This is a genomic window from Enterobacter sp. CCUG 70166 (assembly GCF_020224095.1).
GTDB classification, from domain to species: Bacteria; Pseudomonadota; Gammaproteobacteria; order Enterobacterales; family Enterobacteriaceae; genus Enterobacter; species Enterobacter intestinihominis.
Genome location: NZ_NRIQ01000028.1, coordinates 172,087 through 188,739, shown reverse-complemented (window position 1 = coordinate 188,739; position 16,653 = coordinate 172,087). Strand labels below are relative to the sequence as shown.

The window sequence follows — 16,653 nt, the reverse complement described above, 5'->3', positions numbered from 1 at the left end:
AACTTTCGGGGTTCACTTCATCCGGGCGGCTTTTTTAATGGCGAAATCTGGAGAGTGGCACGCAAAAGTGGTATAACAAATCATTCGCCGTACCCTGCCTGGAGCGCATATGGAAATCACCGAATCACGTCGTTTATATCAACAACTTGCCGCCGAGCTGAAAGATCGCATCGAGCAAGGGGTCTATCTTGTCGGTGATAAACTTCCCGCTGAGCGTTTTATTGCGGATGAAAAAAGCGTCAGCCGCACGGTGGTCCGCGAAGCCATCATCATGCTGGAAGTTGAAGGGTATGTTGAGGTACGCAAAGGTTCCGGTATTCACGTGATTTCCAGCCAGGCGAAACACTCCCCCACGCCGGACGAAAGTCTGGAATTTGCCAGCTACGGTCCGTTTGAGCTTCTCCAGGCTCGCCAGCTGATTGAAAGCAATATCGCAGAATTCGCAGCGACGCAGGTCACCAAGCAGGACATCATGAAGCTGATGGAAATCCAGGATCATGCGCGTAAAGAAAAATGTTTCCGCGATTCCGAATGGGACCTGCAATTCCACGTCCAGGTCGCCCTTGCGACTCAAAACACAGCGCTGGCGGCAATCGTTGAAAAAATGTGGACTCAGCGCGTTCACAACCCGTACTGGAAGAAACTGCACGATCACATTGATTCCCGCACGGTAGATAACTGGTGTGACGACCACGACCAGATTCTTAAGGCCCTGATTCGTAAAGATCCGCATGCGGCGAAACTGGCAATGTGGCAGCATCTGGAGAACACTAAACAGATGCTTTTTAATGAAACGAGTGATGACTTTGAATTTAACGCTGACCGCTATCTTTTTGCTGATAATCCGGTGGTTCACCTCGATACCGCGACCAATGTCGCAAAATAACCTCCTGAACTGCTGGCAGGCGCACCGCCGCGCCTTCCGGCCAGACAGGGTAAGAAAACCTCTATAGTGTCAGCCTTTGTAAAATCTCTCGCTCCCCTCCGTGGCTTACGCCAAAATCGTGTTTCCCCTCAAATTCTGTGACGCAGAACGTCGGGCTTTGTTACAATTGGATTCACTTCGTTATTTTGTAAGTTAGTGCTTGCTAACCAGCCAATTAACAGGGAACAGTGTTGGCCACACATCATTGTGTCCGCGAGCGACCATAATGAAATCATAACAATGTCGCCGTGCTGTTTTCCCGAATGACAGGCGTGACGTTAACCGATTTCCAGGAACACTGAATGGAACTTTTGACCCAACTACTGAACGCCCTCTGGGCTCAGGATTTCGAAACGCTGGCCAACCCGTCCATGATTGGCATGCTCTACTTTGTGTTATTTATGATCCTGTTCCTTGAGAACGGTCTGCTGCCTGCTGCCTTTTTACCGGGCGACAGCCTGCTGGTGCTGGTTGGGGTGCTCTGTGCAAAAGGGGCGATGGCTTTCCCACAAACGGTTCTGCTGTTGACCATTGCCGCCAGCCTGGGTTGCTGGGTGAGTTATATTCAGGGGCGATGGCTCGGCAACACGCGAATCGTTCAGAACTGGCTTTCGCATCTTCCGGCACATTATCACCAGCGAGCGCACCACCTTTTCCATAAGCACGGGCTCTCCGCCTTGCTGATTGGCCGCTTTATCGCATTCGTACGCACCCTGCTGCCGACCATTGCGGGCTTGTCCGGCCTGAGCAGCGCGCGCTTCCAGTTCTTTAACTGGATGAGCGGCCTGCTGTGGGTTCTGATCCTGACCACGCTCGGCTACGCGCTCGGTAAAACGCCGGTCTTTATGAAATATGAAGACCAGCTGATGTCTTGCCTGATGCTGCTGCCCGTCGTCCTGCTGGTGTTTGGCCTGGTCGGTTCACTGGTCGTACTGTGGAAAAAGAAATACGGAGCCAGGGGTTAACGATGGTTATCTCCCCGCTCGCGCTGCGCCGCTTCTCTTACGCCATCGTCGCGCTAATGATGTTCAGCGCTCTCATCCTGCTATGGTCTGCCCTACAGCACCAGGAGTCGACGCTGACTATCCGTCCTGTGAGTCAAGGAACCAGCGTGCCGGATGGTTTTTCCATCTGGCATCATCTGGATGCTAACGGGATCCGCTTTAAGAGCATCACGCCGCAAGACGATGTGCTGCTGATAAAATTTGACTCCAGTGCGCAAAGCGCCGCGGCGAAAGCGGTGCTGGACCGCACGTTGCCGCAGGGTTACATCATCGCGCAACAGGATGATGACAGCCACGTAGCCTCCTGGATGTCACGGTTACGCGACACGTCGCATCGATTTGGCTAACGACTAATATTCCGAATATTTTCACCCACTTTGGTGAAACTCCCGTTTACTTACTATGCTTAAGTACGCGGAGCACCCCTCAGATGTTCTCCGCATAGTTCTGGAACACGGCTTACGCCGTAACACAATGGAAGGTTTCTATAATGAAATACCGCATCACCCTGGCTCTGGCCCTTTTTTCTTTAAGCACAGCTTCCTTCGCTATGTCTCTTTGTCAGGAGAAAGAACAGGATATTCAACGCGAAATCAGTTATGCCGAAAAGCATAACAATCAGCACCGGATCGACGGACTGAAAAAAGCGCTGAGCGAAGTGAAAGACAATTGTACGGACAGCAAGCTGCGTGCCGATCATCAGGAAAAAATCGCTGAACAGAAGGACGAGATAGCCGAGCGCCGTCAAGACCTGCAAGAAGCGAGAGAGAAAGGTGATGCGGAAAAAATTGCCAAGCGCGAGAGGAAGTTGCAAGAGGCGCAGGACGAACTGAAAGCGCTGGAAGCTCGCGATTATTGAGTTAACGGAAATCTCAACAGGAGAGAATCATGTCAAAAGATACAACTTCAGAACATCTGCGCGCTGAGCTGAAATCCCTGGCGGACACCCTGGAAGAGGTGCTGAACTCTTCTGCCGATAAATCGAAAGAAGAAGTCAGCAAACTGCGCAGCAAAGCGGAGCAGGCACTGAAAGAGAGCCGTTACCGTCTGGGTGAAACCGGTGATGCACTGGCGAAACAGACCCGCGAAGCGGCTGCGCGCGCAGACGAATATGTACGTGACAATCCATGGACAGGCGTTGGTATTGGTGCCGCAGTGGGTGTGGTGCTGGGTGTCCTGCTGACGCGTCGTTGATTATGGAAGATCCACGTCACGCACAAGGGCCTGCTAAAAACGTCCTCGGCATCGGCCAGCGTATTCTTACGACGCTGGTCGGGATTGCCGAAACGCGCGTCCGGCTTGCGGTAGTGGAACTGGAAGAGGAGAAAGCCAATCTCTTCCAGATGCTGCTCATGCTTGGGCTTACGATGCTCTTTGCCGCGTTTGGTCTGATGAACCTGATGGTGTTAATCATCTGGGCTATCGATCCACAGTATCGACTGAACGCGATGATTGCGACTACCGTGGTTCTGCTGGTGGCGGCGCTGATAGGCGGTATCTGGACCCTGCATAAAGCGCGCACGTCGACCTTCCTGCGCCATACGCGCCAGGAGCTGGCCAACGACCGCGCCCTGCTGGAGGATGATAAGTCGTGAGCGACAAAGCCGAACGTCAAAAGCGGAAAGCGTATCTGCTGAGCCAGATCCAGCAGCAGCGGCTGGACCTGTCCGCCAGCCGTCGCGACTGGCTGGAGCTGACCCAGCGTTACGATCGCGGCTGGAATACTCTTCTGAGCCTGCGATCGTGGGCGCTGGTGGGTAGCAGCGTGATGGCGATCTGGACGATTCGTCATCCAAACATGCTTATTCGCTGGGCACGCCGTGGCTTTGGTGTCTGGAGCGCATGGCGTCTGGTGAAAGCAACGATTCGTCAGCAGCAGCTGCGCTAGCCTTCTCGCCGGGTGGCGCTGCGCTTATCAGGTCTACGGTTAAAAAGTAGGCCGCGTAAGGCGTAGCCGTCACCCGGCAAAATCTCTTTATGCTCCCTTACTCAATATCTTTGAAAAAGATTGACAGTTTTCCTTGCTAACAATTGCCATCCGCCCCGTTTACACTCCTCTCCATCGACAGCAAAGACGCGGTATCTACCCGAATTTGCACGCAAATAACGTTTAGCCGCTGATGTGGTTTCCTGGAGAGTAAAATGAAAAAATTAGATGATGTTGGTGTATTGGTAGCGCGTATTCTGATGCCTGTGCTGTTCATCACCGCAGGCTGGGGCAAAATTACCGGCTATGCGGGCACTCAGCAGTATATGGAAGCGATGGGCGTACCGGGTTTCCTGCTGCCACTGACCATCCTGCTTGAGTTCGGCGGCGGCCTGGCAGTGCTGTTCGGTTTCCTGACCCGCACCACGGCGCTGTTCACCGCAGGCTTTACCCTGCTGACCGCGTTCATCTTCCACAGCAACTTTGCGGAAGGCGTGAACTCCCTGATGTTCATGAAAAACCTGACCATCGCAGGTGGCTTCCTGCTGCTGGCTATCACGGGTCCGGGCGCCTACAGCATCGACCGTCTTCTGAATAAGAAGTGGTAAGCACGCTATACTGATTAAATTCAAAGCGAGGAGACATCTCCTCGCTTTTGCTATCTGACGGAGGAGTAAAAAATGGGACAACTCGTAGACGGCGTCTGGCAGGATGTCTGGTATGACACCAAATCCACCGGTGGACGCTTTAAGCGCTCTGTTTCGGCCTTCCGTAACTGGCTGACCGCCGACGGCGCGCCCGGCCCGAGTGGCGAAGGGGGCTTTGCGGCGGAGAAAGATCGTTATCATCTGTATGTTTCTCTCGCCTGTCCGTGGGCGCACCGCACGCTGATTGTGCGCAAACTTAAAGGTCTCGAATCGCTAATTCCGGTTTCGGTGGTCAACCCGCTGATGCTGGAAAACGGCTGGACGTTCGACAGTGACTTCCCGGCCGCGACGGGTGATGAGCTTTATCATCACGATTTCCTGTATCAGCTCTATCTGCGCGCCGATCCGCACTACACCGGGCGCGTGACGGTACCGGTGCTGTGGGACAAGAAAAACCAGACGATCGTCAGCAATGAATCCGCTGAAATCATTCGCATGTTCAATACCGCGTTTGACGCGCACGGCGCCCGCGCCGGGGATTACTATCCGGTTGAGCTGCGCGAGAAAATTGACGAGCTGAACGGCTGGATCTACGACAACGTCAACAACGGCGTCTATAAAGCCGGTTTTGCCACCAGTCAGGAAGCGTACGACGAAGCGGTCGGCAACGTGTTTGGATCCCTGGAACGTCTGGAGCAGATCCTCGGCCAGCATCGTTATTTAGCGGGCGATCGCCTCACCGAAGCAGACATCCGCCTGTGGACGACGCTTATCCGCTTCGATCCGGTGTATGTCACCCACTTCAAGTGCGACAAGCATCGCATCAGCGATTATCTGAACCTGCACGGTTTCCTGCGCGACATCTATCAGATGCCGGGTATTGCGGAGACGGTCAATTTTGACCATATTCGCACCCATTATTTCCGCAGTCATAAGACCATCAACCCAACGGGCATTATCTCCATTGGTCCGTGGCAGGATCTGGATGAACCACACGGGCGCGACGTGCGTTTCGGATAATTATTTAGGGAATCAATTGATTCCCTTTTTTAATTCACGGCATACATCTATCCTTACCTCGATCGCTTAGAAAACAAGTGATTGACTGACTAAGAGGCAAGGAAAAATGGACTGGTATTTAAAAGTACTGCGCAACTACGTTGGATTTGGTGGCCGTGCCCGCCGTAAAGAGTACTGGATGTTCGTTCTGGTGAACTTCGTCCTGATTATGGTGCTGGGTATTGTGGACAAAATCCTCGGCTGGGAACGCGAGGGGGGCGAAGGCATTCTCACCACCATTTATGGTGTGTTGGTTCTGCTGCCTTCATGGGCCGTACTGTTTCGTCGTCTTCACGACACCGATCGTTCGGCGTGGTGGCTGCTGTTGCTGTTGATCCCGCTTATCGGCTGGATCGTGATTTTGATTTTCAACTGTCAGAGCGGAACGCCGGGAGAAAACCGCTTTGGTCCGGATCCGAAGATCTGCGCATAAAAAAAAGCCCGGTGGCGCTTCGCTTACCGGGCCTACAAATTACGATTTTATTTATTATATTGCGTGAAAAGCTTCGGAATTTCGCGTAAACACCATGATTTGGCTTCGCCCATGCTGTCACGACGCCACGCCATAATAATATCCACTTCGCTGGTGTATTCCGGGCTGACAACGCGCAGCCGTCCCTCTGCAATGTCCTTTTCGACGAACGGATACGGCATGGTCGCCACGCCCAGCCCCGCCAGCAGCGCCTGACGCTTATCTTCCAGCGACGTCACCGTCAGACGCGGCTGTTTATCCAGCAACTGCACCGTTAACACCGGGCGCTCGCGCGCGGTATCCGCCACCGCCACGCCGCGGTATTTCACGCGCGTGACCTCAGAGAGCGGTTCCGGCTCCTGATGGATCGGGTGACCCGGCGCAGCGACGTAGACGTTCATCACGCTGTACAGTTTGCGCGAGTTAATTTCTGACGATGAGCGGAAATGCATATCCGGCGCAATGACGATATCCGCCCTGCCCGTCTCAAGACGCTCCCACGCCCCGGCCAGTACCTCGGTGATGATCGACAGCTGGGTATTGGCTTTCGCGGCGAGTCTGTCCACCAGCGGGAACAGCGCCTCGGTGGGCACCAGCGCTTCGGTCACTAACGTCAGATGGGTTTCCCAGCCGCGGGCCAGCGCTTCGGCATCGGTCGTCAGTTTATCCGCCGCTTCCAGCAATACGCGGCCGCGCTCCAGCAGCATCCGCCCAACGTTGGTGAATTTTGTTCGATGACCAGAGCGATCGAAGAGCACAACATCCAGCTCCTCCTCCAGCTTTTGCATGGTATAGCTCAGCGCAGACGGAACGCGCCCCAGTTCATCTGCCGCCGCGGCAAAACTGCCGCGCCTGTCAATCGCGTCCATGACGCGAAGCGCCTCAAGCGTCAATGCTCTCTCTTTAGCCATCTCGTTCTCATTCAGGAAATTTGAACATACCGGGCAGAATATCTGGCTAACAATGCAGCGTCCATACCTTTACCATTGATTTAGTGTAAAGAGAGGTCAAGTTTATGATTACGACAAGAACAGCGAAACAGTGCGGACAAGCCGATTTCGGTTGGTTGCAGGCCCGCTACACCTTTTCCTTTGGACACTACTTTGACCCTAAACTTCTCGGTTACGCTTCACTGCGCGTATTGAACCAGGAAGTGCTCGCCCCGGGCGCGTCCTTCCAGCCGCGCACGTACCCGAAAGTCGATATCCTGAACCTGATCCTGGAAGGCGAGGCAGAATACCGCGATAGCGAGGGCAATCATGTCCAGGCGAAGGCTGGCGAGGCGCTGTTAATTTCCACGCAGCCGGGTATTAGCTATAGCGAGCATAACCTCAGCAAAGACAAAACGCTGACCCGCATGCAGCTGTGGCTGGATGCCTGTCCGGAGCGGGAAAATCCGCTGGTGCAAAAAATCGATCTGAAGGGCGATAAACAGCAGCTGATTGCATCCCCTGATGGCAGCAAAGGCAGCCTGCAGCTGCGCCAGCAGGTGTGGCTGCACCATATCGAGCTGAAGAAAGGTGAACAGGCGAGCTTCCAGCTTCATGGTCCGCGCGCCTATCTGCAGTCCATTCACGGTACGGTGCATGCGGTGACGCACGCGGAAGAGAAAGAGGCGCTCACCTGCGGCGACGGCGCGTTTATTCGTGATGAAGCGAATATCACCCTGGTGGCGGATACGCCGCTGCGCGCGCTGCTGATTGATTTGCCGGTTTAACCCCCCCCTCACCCTAGCCCTCTCCCCAAAGGGGAGAGGGAACGATCGAGCCCCTCGCCCCTATGGGGAGAGGGGTTGGGGTGAGGGGAAATTTTTACACCTTACTCGCCATAATCTCAATGATCTGCCGGTCCGTCGCCTGCATTGAGCGGCACGCCAGAGCGCACAGGTTAGAGATAGACTGTTCCACGTCATGCGCCACAATCCCCTCGTTACCCGTCACCGCAGTATCATCCAGCGCCATCATCACGGCTTTCCAGGCGCTGGTGACGCTGGTCGAGACCTTCATTGCACAGCTGTTAGAAGCCCCATCGCAGATCATCCCGCTCACGTCGCCGATCATACTGCCGATCGCCATGGCAATGGTCTGGTAAGATCCGCCCATCAGCCACGCCATCCCCGCCGCAGCCCCCATTCCGGCTGTTGTCGCCGCACACAGCGCGGACAAGCGCGGAAGCTGGTAATGGATATAGATCGCCGACAGGTGCGAGAGCATCAGCGCCCGCGCCAGCCGTTCGTCATCGGCCTGAACGTGCTCAGCCACCACCACCACCGGCATGGTGGCGGTGATGCCCTGATTCCCGGAACCCGAGTTGCTCATCGCCGGCAGCGTCGCGCCCCCCATGCGGGCATCCGAGGCTGCGCTGGTGCGGATAACAATGTCTGAACCCAGATCCTGCGCCATCCATCCGCGTGTGCGCTGTTTATTGAGCGTCGCACCAATATGCAACCCCCAGTTGCCACGTAAACCTTCGCGGGAGAGCGCATCGTTCAGCCGTCCCGCATCGAGGATAAAGCGGATCGCGTCGAACGGCACCAGCTCTACAAACTCAAGGATCTGCGACAGCGTGGTGGTCGAGAGCACCGCCAGCGGATCGTCGCTGTTCTGGCTCTGATTATCGTCAAGCCTGAAGCGCGTTTCGCCCTGACAAACTACCTCCACCACGCGAGTGTGCCCGCCAGCGATGGTCACCATCGCCGAGGATTCACCGACGTAAACGCAGGCACGTGAATAGAGGATCTCATCGCACGGCTCCTGCAATTTTACCTGCACCAGACCCGCGTTCAGCAGTGCTTTGGCGCGCGTTAGCGCCTCGGACGACGCGTCTTTCAACACCTCCAGCCCGGCGTGTGCATTACCGCCTGTCGCGCCCAGCGCGGCCGCGATGGGTAAACCGACCATACCGGTACCGGGCACCGTTACGCCAAGCCCGTTTTTCATCAGGTTCGGCGATACCCACGCCTCGATACGCGTCACCTCACCGTCAAGCTGTCCGGCAGCCATCGCGCACGCCAGCGCCAGCGAGACGGGTTCGGTACAGCCCAGCGCAGGCTTTACCTCTTCCTGCACCGCGCGAATAAAATGGTTCCATAAAGGATTAATTTGCTCAGACATCGTTACGACCTTATTTAACCTCATGAGAAGGCGAGGAAAGGAGAAACACAAAGCAGCAGCCCGGTAATTACAATAATCACCAGCGATACGCCTTTATATTTATGAAGTGCGGGCACTTTGTAGACCAGCCACGCCGGAATTAAGCAGCCCACCATCCCGAAAATAGGGCTACAGATGGAAGTGAAGCTCAGCACCGGCGCGTTTAACACAATCGCGCTCCAGGCCAGCAGGATGGCAAACAGCATAATCCCGCGCTGGACGGCATTTTCATTGATTTTCTCCGCCGGCATTTTGCGGCGCAGGATGTTCATCACAATGCCCTGCGTCGCCTCACGAAAGCCGAGATAGACGCCAAAGAACGCGGTCATCACAGCGAAAATATTGAGGATTACGCTGACAATTTTGACCCAGCCCGCGCCGTCACCGCTGATAAACTGTGCTGCGATTGCCAGGGCGGAAATATTCTGCTCGTAGGCTTTTACCGCCTCGTCGTGCCCCATCGCCAGGGTGAAGGAGACAGCGTAGAAAAAGACCGTCACAAACAGCACGCCAAAGGCGATATTCATTGCCCGCAGCGCTTTATGCCGCGCCACCTCAACGGATTTTTCCCGTGAACGATAGGAAATCACCATCGGGCTTAATGTCTGAATAAACAGAATGGAGGTTAAGGTGAAAGGCAGCGTAATAATGGCGTTTTTAATCAGCAGCCCCATTGGCGGCAGCATGCCGACGTTGGCTAAATGCCAGAGGCCAATCATCGAAAGCCCCAGCGCCGCCACCACAAATAATTTGGTCAGCACCATCAGGCTGGAGACTTTAAACAGCAGCTTTTCACCGCGCGACGAAATGGCGACCAGAATGCAGATCAGGAATAAGCCGTAGAACGGATTTTCCGAGAGCAAACCGTCGGTTACGCCGAAGGTGTGTAAATAGGATGCGCTGTCGTTGGTAATGGCCGTCGAATAGACAAACATCCAGATCACCAGCATCACGAAATAAAGTGCACCCAATAAGATGCCCCAGTTTTTGCCTAAATATCCGCTAATAACGCTCGGATAGTCTTTACATTCCGGCGATTCCGCCAGCGTATTAATAAACAGGCGCTGGAACAGGTACATGGCCGGATAACCAATTATCGACGAGAGTAAAAATACCCATAGCCCCATTAATCCAACCTGCACCGGAAGAAAAACAATGCCCGCGCCGATAGCCATCCCAATACTCATGATGACCCAGCCCGTATCGGTGCTGTCGAATTTAATCGCCTCTCGCCATTCGCTTTCGCTCATTCCCGCCCGCCTTGCCGCAGGGGAATCACTCACAATCACACTGCTGTTTGTTGCCATATTCATTGGGCACTCGCTTATTTTGTAGGGTAACGATTTGTTTTTATAAGGTTCCGATCGCCAGCGATTGCGAGTCAGAGGGTGCAGGTGTGAGTTATTGGTATGGGGAGATCATATCCGGAGCGCGGGAGAAAAAAGTCACAACTTTTATAGGGATTTCCTTAGGCGAGAGGAAAATATTACTTCGGGATAGCAGAAAAGAGAGCGAGTTTTCTAAAATTGACGGTGTTCACAAAATTAAAAGCCTCCTCATCTGAGGAGGCTGAAGATGGAGCCTGTGTTAGATCGCCTGCGTAAACGTCCTCGAAATCACGTCCTGCTGCTGCTCGCGCGTCAGAGCGTTAAACCGCACCGCATAGCCTGAAACGCGGATCGTCAGGTTCGGATAGTTCTCCGGATGGGCGATGGCATCCAGCAGCATCTCCCGGTTCATCACGTTGACGTTCAGGTGCTGCCCGCCCTCAATGGTCGCTTCGTGGTGGAAGTACCCGTCCAGCAGCCCGACAAGGTTGGTTTTGCGCACCAGCTCGTCCTTGCCCAGTGCCTGCGGCACGATGGAGAAGGTGTAGGAGATCCCGTCTTTGGCATAGGTGAACGGCAGCTTGGCGACCGAGGTCAACGACGCCACCGCTCCTTTTCTGTCGCGCCCGTGCATCGGGTTGGCGCCAGGCGCAAACGGTGTACCGCCGCGACGTCCGTCCGGCGTGTTGCCGGTCTTCTGCCCGTAAACCACATTGGAGGTGATGGTCAGGATCGACTGTGTCGGCACGGCGTTGCGGTACGTCGGCAGCGCCTGGATTTTCTTCATAAAGCGCTCAACCAGATCGCAGGCGATACTGTCCACGCGATCGTCGTTGTTGCCGTATTGCGGATAGTCGCCTTCGATGACGAAATCGACCGCCAGACCGGTGTGGTCGCGCACCGGTTTTACCGTGGCGTACTTGATGGCCGACAGGGAATCCGCCGCCACCGACAGCCCGGCAATGCCACAGGCCATGGTGCGGTAAACGTCCCGGTCGTGCAACGCCATCAGCGAGGCTTCGTAGCTGTATTTATCATGCATGTAGTGAATGAGATTCAGCGCACTGATGTACTGCACTGCCAGCCAGTCCATGAAGTGATCGAGGCTCGCCATTACGGTGTCGTAATCCAGTACCTCATCCAGCAGCGGCTCGGTTTTCGGCCCCACCTGGATCTTCAGCTTCTCATCCACCCCGCCGTTAATCGCGTACAGCAGCGTTTTCGCCAGGTTGGCGCGTGCGCCGAAGAACTGCATCTGCTTGCCGATCACCATCGGACTGACGCAGCAGGCAATGGCGTAGTCGTCGCTGTTGAAGTCGGCACGCATCAGATCGTCGTTCTCGTATTGCAGCGAGGAGGTGACGATCGAGACCTGCGCGGCGTATTTCTTGAACGCGATCGGCAGCTGTTCGGACCAGAGGATCGTCAGGTTTGGCTCCGGCGCAGGCCCCATGGTGTGCAGGGTATGCAGATAGCGGAAGCTGTTTTTGGTCACCAGCGTACGGCCATCCAGCCCCATGCCGCCAATCACTTCCGTGGCCCAGATCGGATCGCCGGAGAAGAGCGTGTCGAACTCCGGCGTGCGCAGGAAGCGCACCATGCGGATCTTCATGATGAAGTGGTCGATCAGCTCCTGGGCCTGCACCTCGTTCAGCCTTCCTGCCTGCATGTCGCGTTCAATGTAGATATCGAGGAACGAGGCCGTGCGCCCCAGCGACATCGCCCCGCCGTTCTGGGATTTCACTGCGGCAAGGTAGGCAAAGTAGACCCACTGCACCGCTTCCTGCGCATTCATCGCCGGACGTGAAATATCAAAGCCATAGTTCGCCGCCATCTGCTGGATCTGGAGCAACGCACGTTTATGCTCCGCCAGCTCCTCGCGCAGGCGGATCGTGGCCTCCAGATCGTCTCCGCGCTCCAGTTTCCCCTGGAGATCGGCGAACTGAAGTTCCCGCTCGCGCACCAGATAGCTGATGCCGTACAGCGCCACGCGGCGGTAGTCGCCGATGATGCGTCCACGCCCGTAGCCGTCCGGCAGACCGGTGAGCACGCCGGATTTTCGGCAGCGCATCATCTCCGGGGAATAAACGTCAAATACGCCCTGGTTGTGGGTTTTGCGCAGGTCGGTGAAGAGATATTCAAACTGCGGATCCATCTCGCGACCGTAGGCTTCGAATGAGCTGCGGATCATATTGATTCCGCCGTACGGATGCAGGGCCCGCTTGAGCGGCTTGTCGGTTTGCAGGCCGACGATCGTCTCCAGCTCCTGGTCAATATAGCCCGGCCCGTGCGCGGTAATGGTGGTGGCGATGTTGGTGTCAAAATCCACCGGAGCGTGAGTAGCATTCTCCTGGCGAATGCCGACCATCACCTTCTGCCACAGCGCCGTCGTTGCTGGCGTCGCCTGCGCGAGGAAAGCTTCATCGCCTTCATAAGGGGTGTAGTTATGCTGAATAAAATCGCGCACGTTAACGGCGTTTTTCCATTCTTCACCGCGAAACCCGGCCCATGCGTCGCTGTAAGGCGCGACGCCCGTATCGATTGTTACTTTCATCAGATTCTCGCTTTATCAGGCGTAAGCCGCAGCCGGGGTGACCTTCCCAAGACGGAGGGCGTCCAGCGCGATCATTTTTTCTTCATTGGTAGGGATCACCGCGCAGGCCGCGCGGGACGACTCGGTGGAGATCACGCCCTCACCCGCGCTGCCCGGCAGGGCATTTTTGGACTCGTCGAGGATGATGCCAAACACCTTCAGGTGCTCCACCACCAGCGCGCGGATAAGCACGGAGTTCTCACCGATCCCGCCGGTAAACACCACGCCATCCAGACGGTGCAGGGATGCGGCATGACCGGCGATATGCCGCGCTATGCGGTGGACAAAGGTCTTTATCGCCAGCCGCGCCCGCTCGTTGCCGTCATGCCAGGCTTTCTCCAGCACGCGCAAATCGGAGGAGATGCCGGAGATCCCCAGCAGCCCGGACTCTTTGTTGACCACGCGCTCCAGATCCTCGAACGTCTGGCCGGTCTGCCGGGCAATCCACGCCATCGCGCCAAAATCTACGTCGCCACAGCGCGTGCCCATCACCAGTCCTTCAAGCGGCGTCATCCCCATGGACGTGTCCACGCTTCTGCCGTTACGCACCGCGCAAATGGACGCCCCGTTGCCGAGATGGGCAATCACCAGGCCGCTGTCTTCGGCGGAGAGCCCGAGAAGCGCGTGCGCCTGCGCCGCCACGTAGCGGTGAGAGGTACCGTGGAAGCCGTAGCGGCGCACGCCCAGCTCTTCAAAATAGCGGTACGGCAAGCCGTACAGATACGCCTGCGGCGCCATGGTCTGGTGGAAGCTGGTATCAAATACCGCCACCTGCTGCACCCCGGGGAAGAGTCGCTCTGCGGCTTCCACGCCGCTCAGGTTAGCGTAGTTATGCAGCGGCGCCAGCGGGGAGACCTGGCGGATCTGCTCCATCACCTCTTCCGTGATCAGGGTCGACTCGCTGAAGAGATCGCCGCCGTGGGCAATGCGATGGCCAATCAAAGCCACGCTGCCCATCAGGTCGCGCTTCTCCAGCTCCAGGGCGATGGCGGCCAGCGCCCCTTCGTAGTCCTGATGAGCCAGTCTGACTGGCTCACCCCCATTCACGGAAATAAAGGCTTTTTCTGTGTTGATGCCGTCCGCAATGCCCGTCAGCAGGGCATCGCAGCCTGCGGCGTCCAGCACCGAAAACTTAACAGAGGACGATCCGCAGTTAATGACCAGTACTACCGGAAACTCAATCATGGTATGGCTCCGCTCTTCCTGAGCTTTGGTTTAAAACAGTTTGTACACGATGTTCAGAATGGTCAGCAGGCCGACCACGGTGACGAAGATGTTCTCGGTCCGGCCTTTGTATTTCGCCAGCGCCGGTGCTTTGCGGATAGCGTACATCGGCAGCAGGCACAGCAGAGAGGCGATAATTGGCGCGCCCATGGCTTCAATAAGGTCCAGAATGTTCGGGTTGGCATAGGCCACAATCCAGGTGGAGCCCATGATGAAGACCATGCTGATGGTGTTCAGCTTGCCCACGGAGACGTTCTTCTTGTCGCCCTTGTAGCCGAACTTAACGATCAGGCCGTTCAGCCCCTCCAGCGTGCCCAGGTAGTGACCGAAGAAGGATTTAAAGATAGCGACCAGCGCGATGATGGACGCGCCGTACTCCAGCACCGTGGCGAACGTGGATTTACTGCCTGACATCGACGCAAAGTGGTTCGCCAGGTAAGAGAGCACCGGAATGTTCTGCACTTTGGCGTCCGCCATGTTCTGCGGAGAGAGCGTAAACAGGCAGCTAAAGGCGAAGAACATCACCACCGCCACCATCAGCAGGCTGGCGCGACCGATGATTTTGGAACATTTCTGCTCGGTGAATTCTTTACCAAACTCCGGCTCGTACTCTTCGCGCTTGGAGACCACAAACGAGGAGACGATAGGCGAGAAGTTGAAGGAGAAGACCATAATGGAAATCCCCAGCCACACCGTGACAAGAATGCCGTCATGACCGGTGAAGGCGATATCGCTCAGGTTAACCTGGTCGATCACCGCTGAGTTCCAGTACGGGATCAGCGAGAGAGAAATCAGCACCAGGCTGGCGATGAACGGGAACACCAGGTAGCTCATCACCTTCACCATCAGGTCTTTACCGAACCAGATCACAAAGGCCATCAGCAGCAGCAGGAACAGCGCTACCACGCCGCGGTTCAGGGCAGGCATCTGGAGCTGGTTTTCCCAGAAGGTCATAAAGGTGTTGGTAATGGTGACGCCGTAAATCCACAGCAGCGGGCAAATAGCAAAGAAGTAGAGGAAGGTGATCACCACCCCGCCGGTCTTACCAAAATGCTCCTCCACCGTTTCGGTGATGTTGCCGGAGACGTTACTGCCGGACAAACACAGACGCGCCAGCGCGCGGTGGCAGTAAAAGGCAATGGGGAACGCCAGAACCAGCATCAGCAGAATAGGGATCAGGCCACCAAAGCCTGCGCGGATGGGGAAGAACAGCACGCCAGCGCCAATGGCGGTACCAAACAGGCCGAGCGTCCAGGTGGTATCCGATTTACGCCAGGAGGACGTTTTTGTCTGGCCAACGATAATGCTTTCTGTGTTGCTCATAGGTCACCTTTATGCGTCAACGAAGCCGGTAATTTGGGAAACACGGGAGAGATCAATATTGCCACCGGAAATAATGCAGACGGTTTTACGGCCCTGAATATAGTGGTCCAGCTTGCCGCTTAATAACGCCGCGCACGCCAGCGCGCCAGCACCTTCCGTAACCACTTTATTTCGCTGAATAAGCGCGATCATGCTGTTGCGAATCTCGTCTTCGCTGACCAGCACAATGTCGTCAACCAGTTCACGAACGATTTCGAAGGTTAAATTACCCGGGCGAGACACGACGCAGCCGTCCGCTAATGTGCCGGTAATACGGTGGTTCGTTATTTCACCGGTCTGATACGACGCCGCCATTCCGTGCACGTTTTCAGACTGCACGCCGATAATATTGATAGTTGGGTTGATGGATTTAATTGCTGTCGCAATACCGGCAATTAAACCACCACCGCCGATGGGAACAATCACGTTATCCACGTCGTATAAATCTTCGAGGATTTCCAGGCCGATGGTGCCCTGACCGGGGATCACTTTCGGATCGTCGTAAGGCGGGATAAATATGCGCCCTTCCATCTCGACGATTTCGCTCACTTTGGCGATAGTGTCGTTAAAGTTCTCGCCATGCAGCACCACTTCGGCGGAGTAGTCGCGCGTGGCGGCCACCTTGGATTTCGGCGCGCCCATAGGCATTACCACTTTGCCGTCGATGCCGAGCATGGCGCAGGAGAGCGACACCCCCTGCGCATGGTTCCCTGCGGAACAGGCAACCACGCCCTTGCGTTTTTTCGCATCGGTCAGCGAGCTTAATTTATTAAACGCCCCACGTATTTTAAACGAACCGGTACGCTGCATATTTTCAAATTTCAGGAATATCTCACCCTTACACCGTTCGCTCAGATAATTTGAACGCGGCATACCGGTTTTATAGATCTTTCCCGCCAGTCTTTTTCTGGCGTCCTGAATATCTTCAATGGTCACCGGGAGATCGTAAGTAATGTGCAT

At 55.6% G+C, this 16,653-nt stretch carries 18 protein-coding genes; 11 read left to right on the top strand and 7 right to left on the bottom strand.

Annotated features, from left to right (window positions below; genetic code table 11):
- Positions 1-109: 109 nt before the first annotated feature.
- The 10 genes from exuR (at position 110) to CKK19_RS13095 (ending at position 5,995) form a co-directional block, all read left to right on the top strand.
- On the top strand, positions 110-886 hold the full coding sequence (gene exuR, locus CKK19_RS13140) for a transcriptional regulator ExuR (protein ID WP_023298695.1): 777 nt from the start codon (positions 110-112) through the stop codon (positions 884-886).
- A 341-nt stretch (positions 887-1,227) separates the two neighbouring features.
- Entirely contained in the window at positions 1,228-1,890 is a 663-nt protein-coding gene (gene yqjA, locus CKK19_RS13135; RefSeq protein ID WP_022649475.1) for a DedA family general envelope maintenance protein YqjA, read from the top strand.
- Between the two features lie 2 nt (positions 1,891-1,892).
- Complete coding sequence (gene mzrA, locus CKK19_RS13130; protein ID WP_022649476.1) at positions 1,893-2,276, top strand: EnvZ/OmpR regulon moderator MzrA; 384 nt, start codon at positions 1,893-1,895, stop codon at positions 2,274-2,276.
- Between the two features lie 143 nt (positions 2,277-2,419).
- Positions 2,420-2,788 carry a DUF1090 domain-containing protein gene (locus tag CKK19_RS13125; protein WP_063853608.1) on the top strand — a complete coding sequence of 123 codons (369 nt, stop codon included), beginning with the start codon at positions 2,420-2,422 and terminating at the stop codon, positions 2,786-2,788.
- 29 nt (positions 2,789-2,817) lie between these two features.
- Positions 2,818-3,123, top strand: coding sequence for a DUF883 family protein (locus CKK19_RS13120; protein ID WP_008503141.1), 306 nt, complete (start codon positions 2,818-2,820; stop codon positions 3,121-3,123).
- 2 nt (positions 3,124-3,125) lie between these two features.
- Entirely contained in the window at positions 3,126-3,524 is a 399-nt protein-coding gene (locus tag CKK19_RS13115) for a phage holin family protein (RefSeq protein ID WP_063853607.1), read from the top strand.
- On the top strand, positions 3,521-3,817 hold the full coding sequence (locus CKK19_RS13110) for a YqjK-like family protein (RefSeq protein ID WP_022649477.1): 297 nt from the start codon (positions 3,521-3,523) through the stop codon (positions 3,815-3,817). Before CKK19_RS13115 ends, CKK19_RS13110 begins: the two co-directional genes overlap by 4 nt.
- Positions 3,818-4,071: 254 nt before the next feature.
- A complete protein-coding gene (locus CKK19_RS13105) occupies positions 4,072-4,464 on the top strand; it encodes a DoxX family protein (RefSeq protein ID WP_032626373.1) in 393 nt (130 codons plus the stop codon).
- 72 nt (positions 4,465-4,536) lie between these two features.
- Positions 4,537-5,523 (top strand): glutathione S-transferase family protein, encoded by a 987-nt coding sequence (locus CKK19_RS13100; protein ID WP_023298697.1) that lies wholly within the window; start codon positions 4,537-4,539, stop codon positions 5,521-5,523.
- 106 nt (positions 5,524-5,629) lie between these two features.
- Entirely contained in the window at positions 5,630-5,995 is a 366-nt protein-coding gene (locus tag CKK19_RS13095) for a DUF805 domain-containing protein (RefSeq protein WP_022649479.1), read from the top strand.
- 47 nt (positions 5,996-6,042) lie between these two features.
- On the opposite strand, the gene yhaJ is transcribed toward CKK19_RS13095, so the two are convergent.
- Positions 6,043-6,945, bottom strand: a complete 903-nt coding sequence (gene yhaJ / locus CKK19_RS13090; protein WP_022649480.1) for a DNA-binding transcriptional regulator YhaJ — start codon at positions 6,943-6,945, stop codon at positions 6,043-6,045.
- A 104-nt stretch (positions 6,946-7,049) separates the two neighbouring features.
- Here yhaJ and CKK19_RS13085 point away from each other — a divergent pair, with 104 nt between their 5' ends.
- Entirely contained in the window at positions 7,050-7,751 is a 702-nt protein-coding gene (locus CKK19_RS13085; protein WP_022649481.1) for a pirin family protein, read from the top strand.
- Between the two features lie 94 nt (positions 7,752-7,845).
- Here CKK19_RS13085 and CKK19_RS13080 read toward each other — a convergent pair whose 3' ends face one another.
- From CKK19_RS13080 to tdcB, 6 genes are all read right to left on the bottom strand, one after another.
- Complete coding sequence (locus tag CKK19_RS13080; RefSeq protein WP_063853606.1) at positions 7,846-9,147, bottom strand: serine dehydratase subunit alpha family protein; 1,302 nt, start codon at positions 9,145-9,147, stop codon at positions 7,846-7,848.
- Between the two features lie 20 nt (positions 9,148-9,167).
- A complete protein-coding gene (locus CKK19_RS13075; RefSeq protein WP_022649483.1) occupies positions 9,168-10,499 on the bottom strand; it encodes an amino acid permease in 1,332 nt (443 codons plus the stop codon).
- 274 nt (positions 10,500-10,773) lie between these two features.
- Positions 10,774-13,068, bottom strand: coding sequence for a formate C-acetyltransferase (gene pflB, locus CKK19_RS13070; protein ID WP_032626378.1), 2,295 nt, complete (start codon positions 13,066-13,068; stop codon positions 10,774-10,776).
- A gap of 15 nt (positions 13,069-13,083) precedes the next feature.
- Positions 13,084-14,292: a propionate kinase gene (gene tdcD, locus CKK19_RS13065; protein ID WP_032626381.1), complete on the bottom strand. Its 1,209-nt coding sequence runs from the start codon at positions 14,290-14,292 to the stop codon at positions 13,084-13,086.
- Between the two features lie 30 nt (positions 14,293-14,322).
- Positions 14,323-15,654, bottom strand: coding sequence for a threonine/serine transporter TdcC (tdcC, locus tag CKK19_RS13060; protein WP_063853605.1), 1,332 nt, complete (start codon positions 15,652-15,654; stop codon positions 14,323-14,325).
- Between the two features lie 9 nt (positions 15,655-15,663).
- Positions 15,664-16,653 (bottom strand): bifunctional threonine ammonia-lyase/L-serine ammonia-lyase TdcB, encoded by a 990-nt coding sequence (tdcB, locus tag CKK19_RS13055; protein ID WP_225455152.1) that lies wholly within the window; start codon positions 16,651-16,653, stop codon positions 15,664-15,666.